Origin of the sequence: Pseudomonas sp. NFX183 (genome assembly GCF_047943075.1) — a bacterium.
Taxonomy (GTDB): domain Bacteria; phylum Pseudomonadota; class Gammaproteobacteria; order Pseudomonadales; family Pseudomonadaceae; genus Aquipseudomonas.
Genome location: NZ_CP181333.1, coordinates 5655955 through 5671520 on the forward strand (window position 1 = coordinate 5655955; position 15566 = coordinate 5671520).

Here is a 15566-nt window from a genome sequence, read left to right on the forward strand (position 1 = left end):
CAGGCAAACACTTAAGGCACCGAGCCTCAAGGCCCGGTGAGCGTGAGGTGTGTCAGGCCAGGTTGGGAGTGTCTGCCGGGATCACGGGGTCGGCGATCGCGCCGTGGCTGAAACTCGGCCCGGCGTCGGAATTGGCCACCGGGTTTTTCTGCAGATACTCGATAGCCTTGCGCAGGTCATCAAGCAACAGCGCCACCAGGTCGCGGCTCACGCCATGGCGGACCAGGATGCGTTGCACCACGATGTTCTGGCGGTCTGAAGGCAGTGGGTAGGACGCGATCTGCCACCCGCGCATGCGCACGCGCTCGGACAGGTCATACAGGCTGAAGCCATGGTCGATGCCGTCCTTGAGCTTGTAGCAGACCGCCGGCAGCCCGTCTTTGCCGTCATACACCAATTCCAGCGGAGCACACTTGCCGATTTGCGCGGCCAGCCACTGCGCCGTGTCGGAGCAGGCTTGTTGAATACGCGTGTAGCCGTCGCGCCCCAGCCGCAGGAAGTTGTAGTACTGGGCAATGATCTCACCGCCCGGCCGGCTGAAATTCAGCGCGAAGGTCGCCATGTTGCCGCCGAGATAGTCGACGTAGAAGATCAATTCTTCCGGCAAATCTTCGGTAGAGCGCCAAATCACCCAGCCCACGCCAAGCGGCGCCAGCCCGTATTTGTGGCCCGAGGCGTTGATCGACTTGACCCGTTCGATCACAAAATCCCATTGCAGCGTTTGCTGGATGAACGGGGCGATAAACCCGCCACTCGCCGCATCAACATGTATCGGGATGTCCAGGCCGAGGTCGCGCTGCATCGCGTCCAGCTCGGCGGCCAGCGCGGCGACGGGTTCGTAGATACCGGTGAAGGTCACGCCCAGGGTCGCGACCACGCCGATGGTGTTCTCGTCGCAATACTCCCGCAGGTCGGCCGGCAGCAGGCCCAAGGCGTCACCGCGCAGGGGCACTTCACGAATTTCCACGTCAAAATAGCGGGCGAATTTTTTCCAGCAGATCTGCACCGGCCCGCACACGAAGTTCGGTTTGTCAGTCGACAGGCCGGCGGCTTCGCGGCGTTTTTTCCAGCTCCATTTCAGGGCCAGGCCGCCAAGCATGGCCGCTTCGCTGGAGCCTGTGGTCGAACAACCCACGGTTTGCCAGGATTTGGGCGCGTGCCAGAGGTCGGCAATGATGTGCACGCACCGATTTTCAATCTCGGCGGTTTGCGGGTACTCGTCCTTGTCGATCATGTTTTTGTCGAGGGCGTCGGCCATCAACTGCTTCACTTCGGGCTCGACCCACGTGGTGCAGAAGGTCGCCAGGTTCTGCCGCGAGTTACCGTCCAGCAGCAGTTCATCGCGCACCAGGTTGTAGGCCGCCGACGGCGTGGTCGAGTGATTCGGCAAACGGTACTTGGGCAAGGTGTGCTGGGACGAACCGCTCGAATACACGTCTTCGATGGCTTGGTCTTGGGTTTCTACGGTTTTGTGAAGTGCCATGAAATCCTGCTCTTGAATGAGGGAAATGGCGTAGACGTTGATCGCGACAAGTGCCGATCAGGCTGCGTCAGGAAACAAGCGATGGAACGGTTGCGCCGACTATCACACGGACACGGGCGCCGGAGAGTGACCTGGATCATTGAAGCTGCGGGTAACTGCTCGCACAGGCCCGGCAGCGTTCCAATGACCTATTGGCTCAATGCTTCGTTCAATATCAAGCTGCGGTAATGCCCGGGGTTGGACCCGGACCACTTGCGAAACGCCTTGTAGAACGAACTGGTGTCGGCAAACCCCAGGCGCCCGGCGATTTCGGCGAAGCTGACCTGTGGCTCTGCCAGCCAGACAATCGCCAGCTCTTTGCGCACGCTGTCTTTGAGCCCCTGATAGGTCTGCCCTTCATCCGCCAGGCGACGACGCAGGGTCGACGCCGAAATACACAAGTTGGCCGCCACCCCCTCGGTTTCCGGCCAGGTATCGGCGGGCATCTGGCGTAGATCGTGCTTGATGCGCGTGGCCAGGCTATCCGGGTCGCGGTACTTGACCAATATGTTGGCCGGCGCATGGGCAAGAAAGCGCTTGAGTTCTTCCGGGCTGCGCTTGATCGGCACGTCCAGGCAATCTGCAGAAAAGATCATGCGCGTACGCGGCCGATCAAAACGCAGGTTCTCAGAAAACATCACCCGGTAATCGTCGTAAAAGTCCGGTTGTGGGCAGCGCAGCTCAATCGCAAGGATCGGGATGCGCCGGCCGGCCAGCCAACAGGCGACGCCGTGCACAATCATCCAATAGGTGAAGTAGGTAAACGCGCGTTTGGGCGCAGGTTCAGCCAACACGATTTCCGCCAGGCTTTGTTGGTGCACCAATTGCGCGGGCATCTGCTCAAGCATCAGCGACAGAAACCCCAGCCCGGTTTGCAGGGCCTCGCCCAGATTGGGTTGCGCCATGGCGGCGCGGCACAGGAACGCCAGGCTGCCGGACTTGAGCTTGCGCGGATCCATTCCAAAAAATTCATCATCCGTGCGCCGCGCCAGCAACCGCCACAAACGCGCGTAAGCGGTGGCCGGCACGCGGGCACCGGGCTGCTCGAGCCAGGCCGGATCAATCCCGACCTTGCTCAACGCCTCCACCGTGGCCGCGCCGGGCGCGCAGCTTTGCAGCAAGGCTTCGCGCACAAGATGGATAGAGATGGTGTCTTTTTCCGCCATGGGAATCGGGCTATTCAATGCTGCAAAAGATGGGGTGCATCATAAGGGCGGTTGCGATTCGCCACCACCGTTCAGCCGCAGTTCAGCAAAGCGCAATATTCCCTGTTTAGTAATGAGTATCATTATGTTACAAATTAGCATCCTATCCAGTCATGATGCGGTGCCAAATGCTCGTTCCCTTTCTAATCATGCTGCGCGAAGGCATTGAAGCAGCATTGATCGTTGGCATCATCGCCAGTTACCTGCAACAGACCGGCCGCGGCCAGTGGATGCCCGCGGTGTGGATCGGCGTGTTTCTCGCCGCTGCCCTGGCGTTGTTGGTAGGCGGCGGCCTGGAGCTGGTCAGCGCCGAATTCCCGCAAAAACAACAGGAATTGTTCGAAGGTGTGGTCGGCCTGGTGGCCGTCGGCATTCTCAGCTCCATGGTGTTCTGGATGCGCAAAGTAGCGCGCTCCATCAAGCATTCCCTGCACGAATCCCTCGACCACGCCCTGGCCGGCTCCAAGCATCAGGTGATCGCGCTGATCGCCATGGTGTTTTTCGCCGTGGCCCGTGAAGGCCTGGAGACGGTGTTCTTCCTGCTCGCGGTGTTCCAGCAGAGCGAAGGCCCGGGCGCGCCGATTGGCGCCCTGCTCGGCCTGATCCTGGCGATCATCGTCGGTTTCCTGATCTACACCGGCAGCATGCGCTTGAACCTGGGTGCGTTCTTCCGCTGGACCGGCTTGTTCATCCTGGTGGTTGCCGCCGGCATTCTCGCCAACTCGGTACAAGCCCTGCACGAGGCCGGGGTGTGGAACCACTGGCAAACCGTCTTGTTCGATTTCAGCGCGACGCTGCCGATGGATGGCCCATTGGGCTCGGTGCTGGCCGGGATGTTCGGCTATCAGGACGCACCTACCATCAGCACCCTGGGCGCGTATCTGATTTACCTGGTGGTGGCGCTGGTGATGTTCTTCCTGCCGTCCGCCCCACCCAGGCCTGTCGCTAACACCTCTTCCGTTTCCAGCCAGTAAGGACCGTCTCTTGTCCAACCCAACCCCTCAACCGGCTCTGCCTTCCCGCGCCCTGCGCTGGGCGGTGGCCGGCTCGGTGGTCGTGATGATCGGCGCCGGTGCGCTGTTCTATTACGCCTCGCAATTGGCCGCCGCCAAACGTCAGACCAACCACAATGAAATCGCGGTGACCATCCATGGCCACGCTTGCGAACCCAACGCGTTGACCGTGCCCGCCGGGCACGCGAGCTTTCGCATCATCAACCGCTCCGACCGCGCGGTGGAGTGGGAAATCCTCGACGGCGTGCTGGTGATCGAGGAGCGCGAAAATATCGCCCCTGGCCTGAGCCAGGTGATCAACGCCAACCTGCTGCCCGGCGACTATGCAATCACCTGCGGGCTGTTGAGCAACCCGCGCGGCACGTTGCACGTGACGCCGACGGCTGAGTCCGACGCCCAGGCCAAGGCCAAGCCGTCGATGGTGGCGTTTATCGGCCCGCTGTCGGAGTTCCGCGTGTACCTGAGCGGCCAGGGCAGTGCGCTGGTCAAGGCCGTTACGGCGCTGCAACAGGCCATTGAAGCCGGCGACCTGGCTCAGGCGCAGGCACTCTATGTGCCGGCCCGTGAGGCCTACCAGCGCCTGGCGCCGGCTTCGCAACGCCTGGCCGAGCTGGATAACGCCATCAACGCACGCGCCGACTACTTTGAAAAGCGCGAGCAAGACCCGGCGTTCAGCGGCTTCCATCGCCTCGAATACAGCCTGTTCCAGCAGCACAGCCTGGAGGGCCTGGCCCCGATTGCGCAACGCCTGGTCACCGACGTCACCACGCTCAAGCAACAACTGCTGGCCCAATCGCTGCCACCGGAACAACTGGTGAGCATTGTGGTGCGCAACCTCAACAGCCTGGCGGATGTCCGCGCCGCCAGCGGTGAAGAGGAACGCTACAGCCATATCGACGTGAACGGGTTTGCCGCCAACCTGGAAGCGGCCCACAAGGTGGTGGAGTTGATGCGCCCGTTGTTGACCAAATCCGCAGCGGACCTGCTGCCGAAAATCGACAGTGCCCTCGCCGCCTTCGATACCGAGCTCAATGGTTTGAAAGTCGACGGCCAGTACCGCCGCTACGACAGCGTCACCGCCGATCAGCGCAAGCAGATCGCCGACAAGGCCAAGGCTCTGGCCGCTGTACTCGATGGAATCGACCCCGCCCTTGGCCTTTCCGGCCTGCAGTGAAGACGAACTAACAGATGAGTGATTCAGAACAGTTTTGCCCGCAACGTCGCCGTGTCCTGCTGGGCATGGCGGCCACCGGTGCCGCGATTGCCGGCAGCAGCTTGAGCTGCCCGGCCATGGCGGCTGCGGCCGAGCAAGTCACCACTGCACCGCGCAGTGACAAGACGCAGGACCACCACGATTTTTTCGGCAAACACCAGAGCGGCATCGTCACCCCACGCCCGGCCTGCGGCATGCTGGTGGCGTTTGACGTACTGGCCAGTGACCGCGAAGACCTGGAGCGTCTGTTTCGCACATTGAACGAGCGCATCAGCTTCCTGATGACCGGCGGCACCGTGCCGCAAGTCGACCCGAAACTGCCGCCTACCGATTCCGGCATTCTGGGCCCGGTGGTCACGCCGGATAACCTGACCATCACCGTATCCGTCGGCGAGTCGCTGTTCGATGAGCGCTTCGGCCTCACCGCCGTCAAACCCAAGCGCCTGAGCCGCATGGTCGGCTTCCCCAACGACGCATTGGAGCCGGCGCAGTGCCACGGCGACCTGAGCCTGCAATTCAGCTCAAACACCCCGGACACCAATATCCACGCCCTGCGCGACATCGTCAAAAACCTGCCGGACCTGCTGCTGGTGCGCTGGAAACAGGAAGGCAGCGTGCCGCCGCAAGCGCCGGCTAAACCCGGCGAGCCTGCGCAGAGCGCGCGTAATTTTCTCGGTTTCCGTGACGGTTCGGCCAACCCGAACTCCAACGACGACAAGGCCATGGACCAGATTGTCTGGGTGCAGCCCGGCAGCGACGAGCCCGCCTGGGCCGCCAACGGCAGCTACCAGGCCGTGCGCATCATCCGCAATTTCGTCGAGCGCTGGGACCGTACCCCGCTGCAAGAGCAGGAAAGCATTATCGGGCGCATCAAACCCACCGGCGCGCCCATGGATGGCGACAAGGAAAGCCAGGTTCCCGACTACAGCAAGGACCCGGAAGGCAAGCTGACCAAGCTTGATGCCCACATCCGCCTGGCCAACCCGCGCACCCCGCAGACTCAGGCCAACCTGATCCTGCGTCGGCCGTTCAACTACTCCAACGGCGTCAACAAAAACGGTCAGCTGGACATGGGGCTGTTGTTCATCTGCTACCAGGCTGACCTGGAGAAAGGCTTCATCAGCGTGCAAACCCGGCTCAACGGCGAGCCTCTGGAGGAATACCTCAAGCCGGTCGGCGGCGGGTACTTCTTCACCTTGCCGGGGGTCACAGGGCCCAAGGATTTCATCGGGCGCACGCTACTCGCTGCAACGCACCCTCAAACCACTGCCAACACCTAAAACAAACCAGAGCGGAAAAACGTCCCATGAAGAAGTCGACTATCGCGTTGTCGTTGTTAATGACCCTCTCGCCGCTGGCAGCATTCGCCGCTACCGCGCCCCTGGACCTGGTAGGCCCGGTGTCGGACTACAAGATCTACGTCACCGAAGAAATCGGTGAGCTGGTCACCCAGACCAAGGCGTTCACCGACGCCATCAACAAGGGCGACCTGGCCACCGCCCAGAAGCTCTACGCCCCGACCCGTGTTCACTATGAGTCCATCGAGCCGATCGCTGAGCTGTTCAGCGACCTCGACGCCTCCATCGACTCGCGCGTTGACGACCACGAAAAAGGTGTGACCGCCGAAGACTTCACCGGCTTCCACCGCATCGAGTACGTGCTGTTCTCCGAGAAGACCACCAAAGGCCTCGAAGCGCTGACCGCCAAACTCAACACTGACGTCAACGACCTGAAAACCCGGGTTGACGGCCTGACCTTCCCACCTGAGAAGGTGGTCGGCGGTGCCGCTGCCCTGCTGGAAGAAGTGGCTGCCACCAAGATTTCCGGTGAGGAAGATCGTTACAGCCACACCGACCTGTATGACTTCCAGGGCAACATCGACGGCGCGAAGAAAATCGTCGACCTGTTCCGCGGCCAGATCGAGAAGCAAGACAAGGTCTTCCTGACCAAAGTCGACAAAAACTTCGCTGCCGTGGACAAGATCCTGGCCAAGTACAAAACAAAGGATGGCGGCTTCGAGACGTACGACAAAGTGAAGGAAAACGACCGCAAGGCCTTGGTGGGCCCAGTCAACACCTTGGCTGAAGACCTGTCGACCCTGCGCGGCAAGCTCGGCCTGAACTGATAAAAAGCCCCAGGCCCTGCACTCGCGCAAATGCAGGGCCTGGGACTGCTTCAGCCTGGTGTCGGGTTTGACCGCTTAGACGGCCATTGGGGCTGTCGATTTGAAGTCAGCCAATGGCGTGGCATCCGCCCTCCCCGTTTTTGGATTGATCGCATACCAGAAGCCATTGCCCCTCGACCCGATGACGGCGATTCCCTGGCTGGTTCCAGCCACGCCCGTCGGCGCAGGCGCTGGGACGGGATCCCACCCTCCCGCCAACCAGTACGCCCTCAACTTCTCCTCAACGGTGAGCAAGTGTGGCGCTGTCTTGCCCAGCATCGAAGCGCTGGGGGCCAGATGCGACAGTTTGAATAGGCCCTTGATGGCGGCATTTACCCGTTGCGCATAGCCGTTCGCCGGATTCATCACCGCACTGGGCATGCAGCATTGCTGAGCGCGTCAATGAATAGCCGGATCGAGGCGTTACGAGGAATGGGCTGGTCGTTGATGTCGCCAGTCATCAACCAGTGAATGAGGGTTTGTTGCAGTTTTCCATCCGCTCTGCGTGCGTCGATGTACTGCGGAAAGCCTCGGCCTGCGCGCTCAGCCTCGGCCGAGTGGCCAGTACTGGTCGTTGAGCTTTCGCATTTGTGGCGCAGTGGGGCCTGTTCAAACCTGGCTTGCGTCAGTTGCCCGTCCAGTCGGCGTGGCGCTCCTGCCAGTCACGCATGTACAGCGTTGCGGGAACTGTCCTGAGGGGTGGGTGCAGCCGGGCCGGAATCAGACCCGGCTGCTGCTCTACGCCATGAGGGTTCACAAAATGCGATAAAGCAACCGCTCGATGCGCACGCGGCTGACCCGTCGCAGGAACTTGCCAACAGCCGGCGGATAGTCCACCAGGGTCTGCAACTGTTGATACCCTTCGATGCGCGTGGTGTGCTGGAAAATCTGCGCCAGTTCGGTACGCCGCGGCTCCAGCCACTGGCCGCGCGGGTCATCAATGAGCAAGGCATTTTCCAGGTCGAGCCGGAACGCCCGTGGGTTCAGATTGTTGCCGGTGAGCAAGGTGTAGCGCTGGTCAACCCACATGCCCTTGAGGTGATAGGTGTTGTCGCCGTCGCGCCACAGGTGCAGGTTCAACTGGCCGCTGTCGATCATCGGCTGATGACGTTTGGCGAAGCGGCGCAGGCTGATTTCATACAAGTAGGGCAACGCCGCGATCACCTTGAACGGCTCGCTGGGCGGGATGTAAAAGTCGTTGGCGGTTTTGTCGCCAACAATGATGTCGATCTTGACCCCGCGCGCCAGGGCGCGATTGATTTCCCGGGTCACCGGCAGTGGCAGGTTGAAATACGGCGTGCAGATAGTCAGCTGATGCTGGGCACTGGCGATCAACTCGAGGATCACGCGGTTCAAAGGGTTGTTCTTGCCGACGCCCAGCAGCGGGCTTACCAGCATGTGGCCGTTGGGCAACAGCCCGGCTGTGGTGTCATACGCCGCATGCTTGAGGCGGCTGCGCAAGTCGCCGATATCGTTGCGCAGGCTGCGGGTGGTGGGCGGGTTCGGCAGGTCCAGGCGATGCACGGCCTTGGAGGCAATCAAGCCGTGCTCCAGCAAATGCTGCATCGAGTCGGCCAGCGCCTGGCTGTGGATCAGGTGGTAGCGGTCAAAACGGTACTTGTCGAACTTGTGCAGGTACACGTTATTCAAGCTGGCGCCGCTGTACAGCACGCTGTCGTCGATCACAAAGCCCTTGAGGTGCAACACGCCGAACAGTTCACGGGTCTGCACCGGCACGCCGTACACCGGTACTTCGCTGGCGTGGCGTTGGGTCATGGCCTGGTACCAGGCACTGTTGCCGGGTTGCTTGCCTGCGCCAATCAGGCCGCGCTGGGCGCGCAGCGAGTCCACCACCACCACGATGTCCAGCGCTGGCCGTGCAGCCTTGGCGGCGTGCAAGGCGTCGTAGATCTCCTGGCCGGCTTCATCCTGCTGCAAGTAGAGCGCGACGATGTAGATGCGCCGCGTGGCCTGGGGGATTTTCTCCAGCAGGCAACGGCGAAACGCATCGGCGCCGGACAGCACGTCGATCGACTCGGGAGACAGTGGGAAACCACGCAGTTTTGGCAACAGGGAGCGTTTGAAGAACGACGGCATAAGGCTCGCAATGGGTCGAATCCGAAGAGGCCCCGAGCTTACACCATGGGGCAGCTCAGGTCTCGTCGCCCGAGATGGAAAAAGTTAATTGACCATGGAGAACGATCGTTCTACTGTGCACGGCATGAATGAATCAATCAGCAATGACACCCGCGATATTATCCTCGATGTTACCGAGAAGTTGATCTATCGCCATGGCATCGCTGCCACCGGCATGGACTTGCTGGTGAAAACCGCGGGCGTCTCGCGCAAAAGTATTTACCGGTACTTCGCCAATAAAGATGAGTTGGTGATTGCCGCCCTGCACCGCCGCGATGAGCGCTGGATGCAGTGGCTGCGCAGCGAAGTCGAACGCAGTGAAGGCAGTGGAGAACGCCTGCTGGCGCTGTTCGACGCGCTCAAGGCGTGGTTTGGCTCGGCAGACTTTCGCGGGTGCGCCTTCATCAACACCAGTGGTGAAACCGGCGACCCGCACGACCCGGTGCGCCTGCTGGCCAAGGCGCATAAACGTAAACTCTTCGATTACGCACTGCAACTGTGCAAAGCACATGGCACCCCCGACCCTGAACAGCAGGCCGCGCAACTGCTGATCTTGATCGACGGCGCCATTACCGTTGCCCTGGTGATGGGTGATTCAACAGCTGCTGATAATGCGCAATGCATGGCGCGAACGTTATTGCAACTTTGAACGCATCAACTGCGCAACTTTCGATAGGCCTAATTGTTTTCAGGAGCTGCCCCATGTCACCCAAGGCACCGTCATCCGACGCAGAAGTTCGCCCGCCACTGCCACCGTTTACCCGCGAGTCGGCCATCGAAAAGGTTCGCCTGGCCGAGGACGGTTGGAATTCCCGCGACCCGCACCGCGTGTCGCTGGCTTACACACCGGACACGCAATGGCGCAATCGCGCTGAATTTGCGCACAACCGCGAAGAGGCCAAGGGTTTTCTGACCCGCAAGTGGGCCAAGGAGCTGGACTATCGGTTGATCAAGGAATTGTGGGCCTTCACTGGTAACCGTATCGCCGTGCGCTATGCCTACGAATGGCACGACGATTCCGGCAACTGGTTCCGCTCCTACGGCAATGAGAACTGGGAGTTCGACGAGAACGGTCTGATGGCCAACCGCTTTGCCTGCATCAATGACCTGCCGATCAAGGCCAGCGAACGCAAGTTTCACTGGCCGCTGGGCCGGCGCCCGGATGATCATCCGGGGCTGTCCGACCTCGGGCTTTAAGCCGGTTGCCATGCAAAATGTGGGTGCGGGCAACCCCGCTCTCGCATTCAGTCCTGGTTCAGGCCGACCCGATACAGCACACCGTTATCCTCATCAGTCAGCACATACAGAAACCCATCCGGCCCCTGCCGCACATCGCGGATGCGCGCTTTCAAACCTGCGAGCAAACGCTCTTCATGGATCACCTTGTCGCCGTCGAACTGCAGGCGGATCAACTCCTGGCTGGCCAATGCGCCAATGAACAGGTTGTGCTGCCACGCCTTGAAGCGGTCGGCGTCATAAAACGCCATGCCACTGATCCCCGGTGATTTCTCCCAGACGTGATGAGGCGCCACGGTGCCTTCCACCGTCTTGCCCTTGGCCTCGGGAATCGGTGTCAGCGAATAATTGATGCCGTGGGTCGCCAATGGCCAACCGTAATTCTTGCCGCGCTCGATGATGTTGATTTCATCCCCACCGCGTGGCCCGTGTTCGTTTTCCCAGATGGTGCCACTCCAGGGATTCATCGCCAGCCCTTGCGGGTTGCGCTGGCCGTAGGACCAGATCTCGGGGCGTACGCCCTGCTGACCAACAAAGGGGTTGTCCTCCGGCACGCGGCCGTCCGGGAAGATCCGCACCACCTTGCCTTGCAGCTTGTCCAGGTCCTGGGCGGTCGGGCGATCATTGTTTTCACCCAGGGTCACGAACAGGTAGCCATCGCGGTCGAAGGCCAACCGCGAGCCAAAGTGATTGCCGGTGGACAGCTTGGGCTCCTGGCGCAGGATCACTTTGAAATCCTTCAGGCCGCTCAGGTCATCAGCCAAGCGCCCGCGTCCGACGGCGGTGCCGGCCTTGCCACCCTCGCCGCCGCCTTCGGCGTACGACAGGTAGACCATGCGGTCCTGCTTGAAGTCCGGCGACAGCACCACATCCAGCAAACCGCCCTGCCCTTTGGCCCACACTTGGGGCACGCCGGTCAACGGTGCAGAAAGCTTGCCGTCGGGGCTGACAAAACGCAGATGACCTGGGCGCTCGGTCACCAGAAAGCCTTGCTTGTCCGGTAGAAACGCCACTGCCCAGGGGTGGTCGAGGCCTTTGACGATTGGGGTCGCGGTGATGCTGCCTTGTTCGCTCGGGAATTGCTGGGCATCGGCGGCGTGAACCGCAGCCAGTGGCAGCAACGTGGTTGCGCAAATAGCGGCTAGAAGGGTTTTGCGTAGCAACATAAGACGGAGTCCTTACCGGCGATTGCCGTTGGCATCATAGGTGGGGGCTTTGGTGTCGGTCGTGGGACGGCTCGGGGCGGCCTCACGCTTGGGATAGCGATTGCCAATGCCGCCGTTTTGCACGGTAGGTGCGGGGCTGGTCGGCCCGGTCTGAATCCCGCGTGTCGCCGGCGCATTGGGCTGGGTGCCCTGCATGCTGTTGGGGTTGGCCCGATGAATAGGGCTGTTGTTGGAGTCGTAGCTGCCAGGCAGATTTTGCGCCTGGGCCAATGGCGTAACCGCCAGGCCCAACGCCAGTACTGCAAGGTGACGCACACAGCTGTTCATGACAAAGCCTCTCTGGGGCAGTGGTACGTGCTTTCGATAACACGCTACGCCTTGGGTTCGGCTTTCGACACTAAATAGTTTCTCATCAGGTGTAACACAATCTGTCCGCGCATCTGCTCGCCGAAACTTTTCCCGGCGCCTGTGAGTCACCAGAACACAGTCTCTTCTCAAGGAATTGCAGGCATGCCAAGGGCAATCTGGAAAGGCGCGATCAGCTTCGGCTTGGTCCATATCCCGGTATCACTGGTCTCAGCCACGTCTTCCCAAGGCGTTGATTTTGACTGGCTGGACAAACGCAGCATGGACCCGGTGGGCTACAAACGCATCAACAAGACCACCGGCAAGGAAGTCACCAAAGAGAACATCGTCAAGGGCGTGGCGTTCGAGAAAGGCCGCTACGTGGTGCTCAGCGAGGACGAAATTCGCTCGGCGCACCCCAAGTCGACCCAGACCATCGAAATCATCGCCTTTGTCGCCAGCGACCAGATCCCGCTGCAAAACATCGACACGCCCTACTTCCTGGCCCCGGACAAACGCGGCGGCAAGGTCTACGCACTGCTGCGCGAAACCCTGAAAAAAACCGGCAAGGTGGCCCTGGCCAACGTGGTGCTGCACACCAAGCAGCACCTGGCGGCCTTAATGCCGCTGGAATCGGCGCTGGTGCTGGTGATGCTGCGGTGGCCTGCCGAGGTGCGCAGCCTGGACGAACTGGAATTGGGCAGCGACGTCACCAAGCCGAGCCTGGCCAAAGGCGAGCTGGACATGGCCAAACGCCTGGTGGAGGACATGAGCGCCGACTGGCAGCCCGACAAATACCGCGACAGTTTCCAGGACAAAATCATGGCGCTGGTGGCGAAGAAGGCCAAGGCCGGCAAGATCGAAGATGTGGAAAGCCAGGAAGGCAGCGAGGAGCGCAAATCGGCGGATGTCATCGACCTCACCGAACTGCTCAAGCGCAGCCTGGCCGGCAAGCCCGCCGCCAAGCCCGCGACGAAAAAGCCTGCCGCGAAGAAATCCGCCAAAAAGGCCTCTTGAGTCCGATCTTTGCTGGAGAACGACATGGCAAAGCCCCTGAGCGAATACAACCGCAAACGTGATTTCGGGATTACCGCCGAGCCAGCCGGCAGTGCGCCCGCAGGCAAACGCAAAGCCTCGGCGCTGTCGTTCGTGATTCAAAAACACGACGCGCGCAACCTGCACTATGACTTTCGCCTGGAGCTCGATGGCGTGCTCAAAAGCTGGGCGGTGCCCAAAGGCCCCAGCCTGGACCCCACCCAGAAACGTCTGGCGGTGCACGTTGAAGATCACCCGCTCAGCTATGGCAATTTCGAGGGAAACATTCCGGCGGGGCAATACGGCGCGGGCGATGTGATCGTGTGGGACCGCGGTGTCTGGCAGCCCCATGAAGACCCGCACAAGGCCTACGCGGCCGGCAAACTCAAGTTCACCTTGGTCGGCGAAAAACTCTCCGGCGACTGGGCCCTGGTGCGCACCCGTCTTAAAGGCAGCGGCGACAAGCAACAGTGGCTGCTGATCAAGGAAAAGGACCAGCAGGCGCGCCCCTCCAATGACTACGACATCGTCGAGGCCGAGCCCAAAAGCGTGCTCAGCGACGCCTTGGTCGGCAAATCCAGGCCGCCGGCAAAACGCCAGAAAGCCGCGGCCGCTAAAAAAGCCCCCGTCGCCAAACGCGCCGAGGCCTTGCCCGAGCAATTTGCCCCGCAGTTGGCGACCCTGGTCGATCGCGCGCCCGAAGGTGACTGGCAATACGAAATCAAGTTCGACGGCTACCGCATGCTGGCGCGCATTCGCGACGGTGAAGTGCGTCTGTTCACCCGTAACGGCAATGACTGGACCGACCGCCTGCCGCGTCAGGTCAAGGCCCTGCAAACCCTCAAGCTCAAGGACAGCTGGCTCGACGGTGAAGTGGTCAGCCTCAATGGCGAGGGGTTGCCGGACTTCCAGGCGCTGCAAAATGCCTTCGACATCGGCCGCAGCCTGGACATCGTGTATTACCTGTTCGACGCGCCCTTTCTCGACGGCCAGGATCAGCGCAGCGCACCGGTGCAAGAGCGCCGCGCTGCGCTCAAGGCCGCGCTGTCCGCAAGCCGCAGCAAACTGCTGCGGTTCTCCGAAGCCTTCGCCGCCAACCAGCGCGACATTTTCGAGAGCGCCTGCGACCTGGCGCTGGAGGGCGTGATCGGCAAGCGCGTCGGCAGCCCATATGTGTCGAGCCGCAATGCCGACTGGATCAAACTCAAATGCCGTTTGCGCCAGGAGTTTGTGATCATCGGTTACACGCGGCCTCAGGGCTCGCGCAGTGGCTTTGGCGCGCTGTTGCTGGCTGTCAATGACGATTCCGGGCTGGTCTATGCCGGGCGCGTCGGTACCGGGTTTGATCAGACATCGTTGAAGGCTATCTATGCACAGCTCACGGCCCTGGAACGCAAGACCTCGCCGCTGCACAAGCCGCTGACCAGCGCCCAGGCGCGCGGCGTGCACTGGGTGGAACCTCAGTTGGTTGGCGAGGTGAACTTTGCGGAGTGGACCCGCGAAGGCGTGGTGCGCCAAGCATCATTTATTGCGTTGCGCACCGACAAGCCGGTGGCGCAGATCATTCACGAGTTACCGCGCAAAGCCACGTCCGTCACCAAAGCGGCCCCCAAGGCCAAAAAGGTCAGCAGCGGCGTGACCATCACGCACCCTGACCGCGTAATCGACAAGCAGAGCGGTACGCAAAAACAGCAATTGGCCGACTTCTATCAAGGCATCAGCGCGTGGATTCTGCCGTTTCTGCAGCACCGCCCGGTGTCGCTGCTGCGTGCTCCCGAAGGAATTGAGGGCGAGCAGTTCTTCCAAAAACATTCCGAGCGCCTGGCTATTCCGAATATCAAACAGTTGGACCCGGCACTGGACCCCGGTCATGCGCGCCTGCTGGAGATCGACACCACCGACGCCCTGGTCGGCGCTGTGCAGATGGGCACCGTCGAATTGCACACCTGGGGCGCGACGGTCGACAAAATCGAAACGCCTGACCTGTTCGTGCTCGACCTTGACCCGGACCCGGCGCTGCCGTGGAAAGCCATGCTGGAAGCGGCGCAACTCACATTGTCGGTTCTGGATGAGATTGGTCTGCGAGCGTTTGTCAAAACCAGCGGCGGTAAAGGCTTGCACCTGGTGGTGCCGCTGGCGCGCCGGGACGGCTGGGACAGCGTCAAAGCCTTCGCCAAGGCCATCGCGCAGTTCATGGCAGCGCAGTTGCCGGAACGGTTTACCGCGACGTCGGGCCCAAAAAACCGCATCGGCAAGATCTTCATCGACTACCTGCGTAATGCACGCGGCGCGAGTACGGTGGCCGCTTATTCGGTGCGCGCACGGCCTGGCCTGCCGGTATCGGTACCGGTGAGTCGAGAGGAGTTGAATGGTTTGCGCGGCGCCCAGCAGTGGACCGTCGCCAACCTGCATGAACGCTTGGATAAACTCAAAGCCGACCCATGGGCCGGCTACGCCAATCGGCAGAAGATCACGAAGAAGATGTGGGACAAATTGGGCGCGAAACCACCCGCGTGATTCGCGCCCGGGCG

14 protein-coding genes are annotated in these 15566 nt (G+C 61.2%); 8 read left to right on the forward strand and 6 right to left on the reverse strand.

Features of this window, described 5'->3' with window-relative positions; translation table 11 throughout:
- Positions 1 to 52: 52 nt before the first annotated feature.
- Together ACM530_RS26410 and ACM530_RS26415 are read right to left on the reverse strand one after the other, a co-directional pair.
- Entirely contained in the window at positions 53 to 1483 is a 1431-nt protein-coding gene (locus ACM530_RS26410) for a glutamate decarboxylase (RefSeq protein ID WP_416363559.1), read from the reverse strand.
- 188 nt (positions 1484 to 1671) lie between these two features.
- Positions 1672 to 2688 carry an AraC family transcriptional regulator gene (locus ACM530_RS26415; RefSeq protein ID WP_416363560.1) on the reverse strand — a complete coding sequence of 339 codons (1017 nt, stop codon included), beginning with the start codon at positions 2686 to 2688 and terminating at the stop codon, positions 1672 to 1674.
- Between the two features lie 167 nt (positions 2689 to 2855).
- Here ACM530_RS26415 and efeU point away from each other — a divergent pair, with 167 nt between their 5' ends.
- From efeU to efeO (ACM530_RS26435), 4 genes are read left to right on the forward strand one after another with little or no spacing between them, the layout of a single operon-like run.
- On the forward strand, positions 2856 to 3701 hold the full coding sequence (efeU, locus tag ACM530_RS26420) for an iron uptake transporter permease EfeU (RefSeq protein WP_145160471.1): 846 nt from the start codon (positions 2856 to 2858) through the stop codon (positions 3699 to 3701).
- A 10-nt stretch (positions 3702 to 3711) separates the two neighbouring features.
- Entirely contained in the window at positions 3712 to 4914 is a 1203-nt protein-coding gene (gene efeO, locus ACM530_RS26425) for an iron uptake system protein EfeO (protein WP_145160469.1), read from the forward strand.
- A 14-nt stretch (positions 4915 to 4928) separates the two neighbouring features.
- A complete protein-coding gene (efeB, locus tag ACM530_RS26430; protein WP_404488130.1) occupies positions 4929 to 6233 on the forward strand; it encodes an iron uptake transporter deferrochelatase/peroxidase subunit in 1305 nt (434 codons plus the stop codon).
- 26 nt (positions 6234 to 6259) lie between these two features.
- Complete coding sequence (gene efeO / locus ACM530_RS26435) at positions 6260 to 7078, forward strand: iron uptake system protein EfeO (protein ID WP_145160465.1); 819 nt, start codon at positions 6260 to 6262, stop codon at positions 7076 to 7078.
- 75 nt (positions 7079 to 7153) lie between these two features.
- Here the strand turns inward: efeO (ACM530_RS26435) and ACM530_RS26440 are convergent, their stop codons facing one another.
- Positions 7154 to 7498, reverse strand: a complete 345-nt coding sequence (locus ACM530_RS26440; RefSeq protein ID WP_416363561.1) for a hypothetical protein — start codon at positions 7496 to 7498, stop codon at positions 7154 to 7156.
- 372 nt (positions 7499 to 7870) lie between these two features.
- Positions 7871 to 9214: a CDP-diacylglycerol--serine O-phosphatidyltransferase gene (gene pssA / locus ACM530_RS26445; RefSeq protein ID WP_416363562.1), complete on the reverse strand. Its 1344-nt coding sequence runs from the start codon at positions 9212 to 9214 to the stop codon at positions 7871 to 7873.
- A 124-nt stretch (positions 9215 to 9338) separates the two neighbouring features.
- Here pssA and ACM530_RS26450 point away from each other — a divergent pair, with 124 nt between their 5' ends.
- Positions 9339 to 9902, forward strand: coding sequence for a TetR/AcrR family transcriptional regulator (locus ACM530_RS26450; RefSeq protein ID WP_145160461.1), 564 nt, complete (start codon positions 9339 to 9341; stop codon positions 9900 to 9902).
- Between the two features lie 53 nt (positions 9903 to 9955).
- Positions 9956 to 10450 carry a DUF1348 family protein gene (locus ACM530_RS26455; protein ID WP_416363563.1) on the forward strand — a complete coding sequence of 165 codons (495 nt, stop codon included), beginning with the start codon at positions 9956 to 9958 and terminating at the stop codon, positions 10448 to 10450.
- 47 nt (positions 10451 to 10497) lie between these two features.
- On the opposite strand, the gene ACM530_RS26460 is transcribed toward ACM530_RS26455, so the two are convergent.
- Positions 10498 to 11655, reverse strand: a complete 1158-nt coding sequence (locus tag ACM530_RS26460; protein WP_416363564.1) for a PQQ-dependent sugar dehydrogenase — start codon at positions 11653 to 11655, stop codon at positions 10498 to 10500.
- A 12-nt stretch (positions 11656 to 11667) separates the two neighbouring features.
- Positions 11668 to 11982, reverse strand: coding sequence for a hypothetical protein (locus tag ACM530_RS26465; RefSeq protein WP_416363565.1), 315 nt, complete (start codon positions 11980 to 11982; stop codon positions 11668 to 11670).
- 183 nt (positions 11983 to 12165) lie between these two features.
- Here ACM530_RS26465 and ACM530_RS26470 point away from each other — a divergent pair, with 183 nt between their 5' ends.
- Both ACM530_RS26470 and ligD read left to right on the forward strand, forming a co-directional pair.
- Positions 12166 to 13017, forward strand: coding sequence for a Ku protein (locus ACM530_RS26470; protein WP_416363566.1), 852 nt, complete (start codon positions 12166 to 12168; stop codon positions 13015 to 13017).
- Positions 13018 to 13041: 24 nt separating this feature from the next.
- A complete protein-coding gene (gene ligD / locus ACM530_RS26475) occupies positions 13042 to 15552 on the forward strand; it encodes a DNA ligase D (protein ID WP_416363567.1) in 2511 nt (836 codons plus the stop codon).
- Positions 15553 to 15566: the final 14 nt, after the last annotated feature.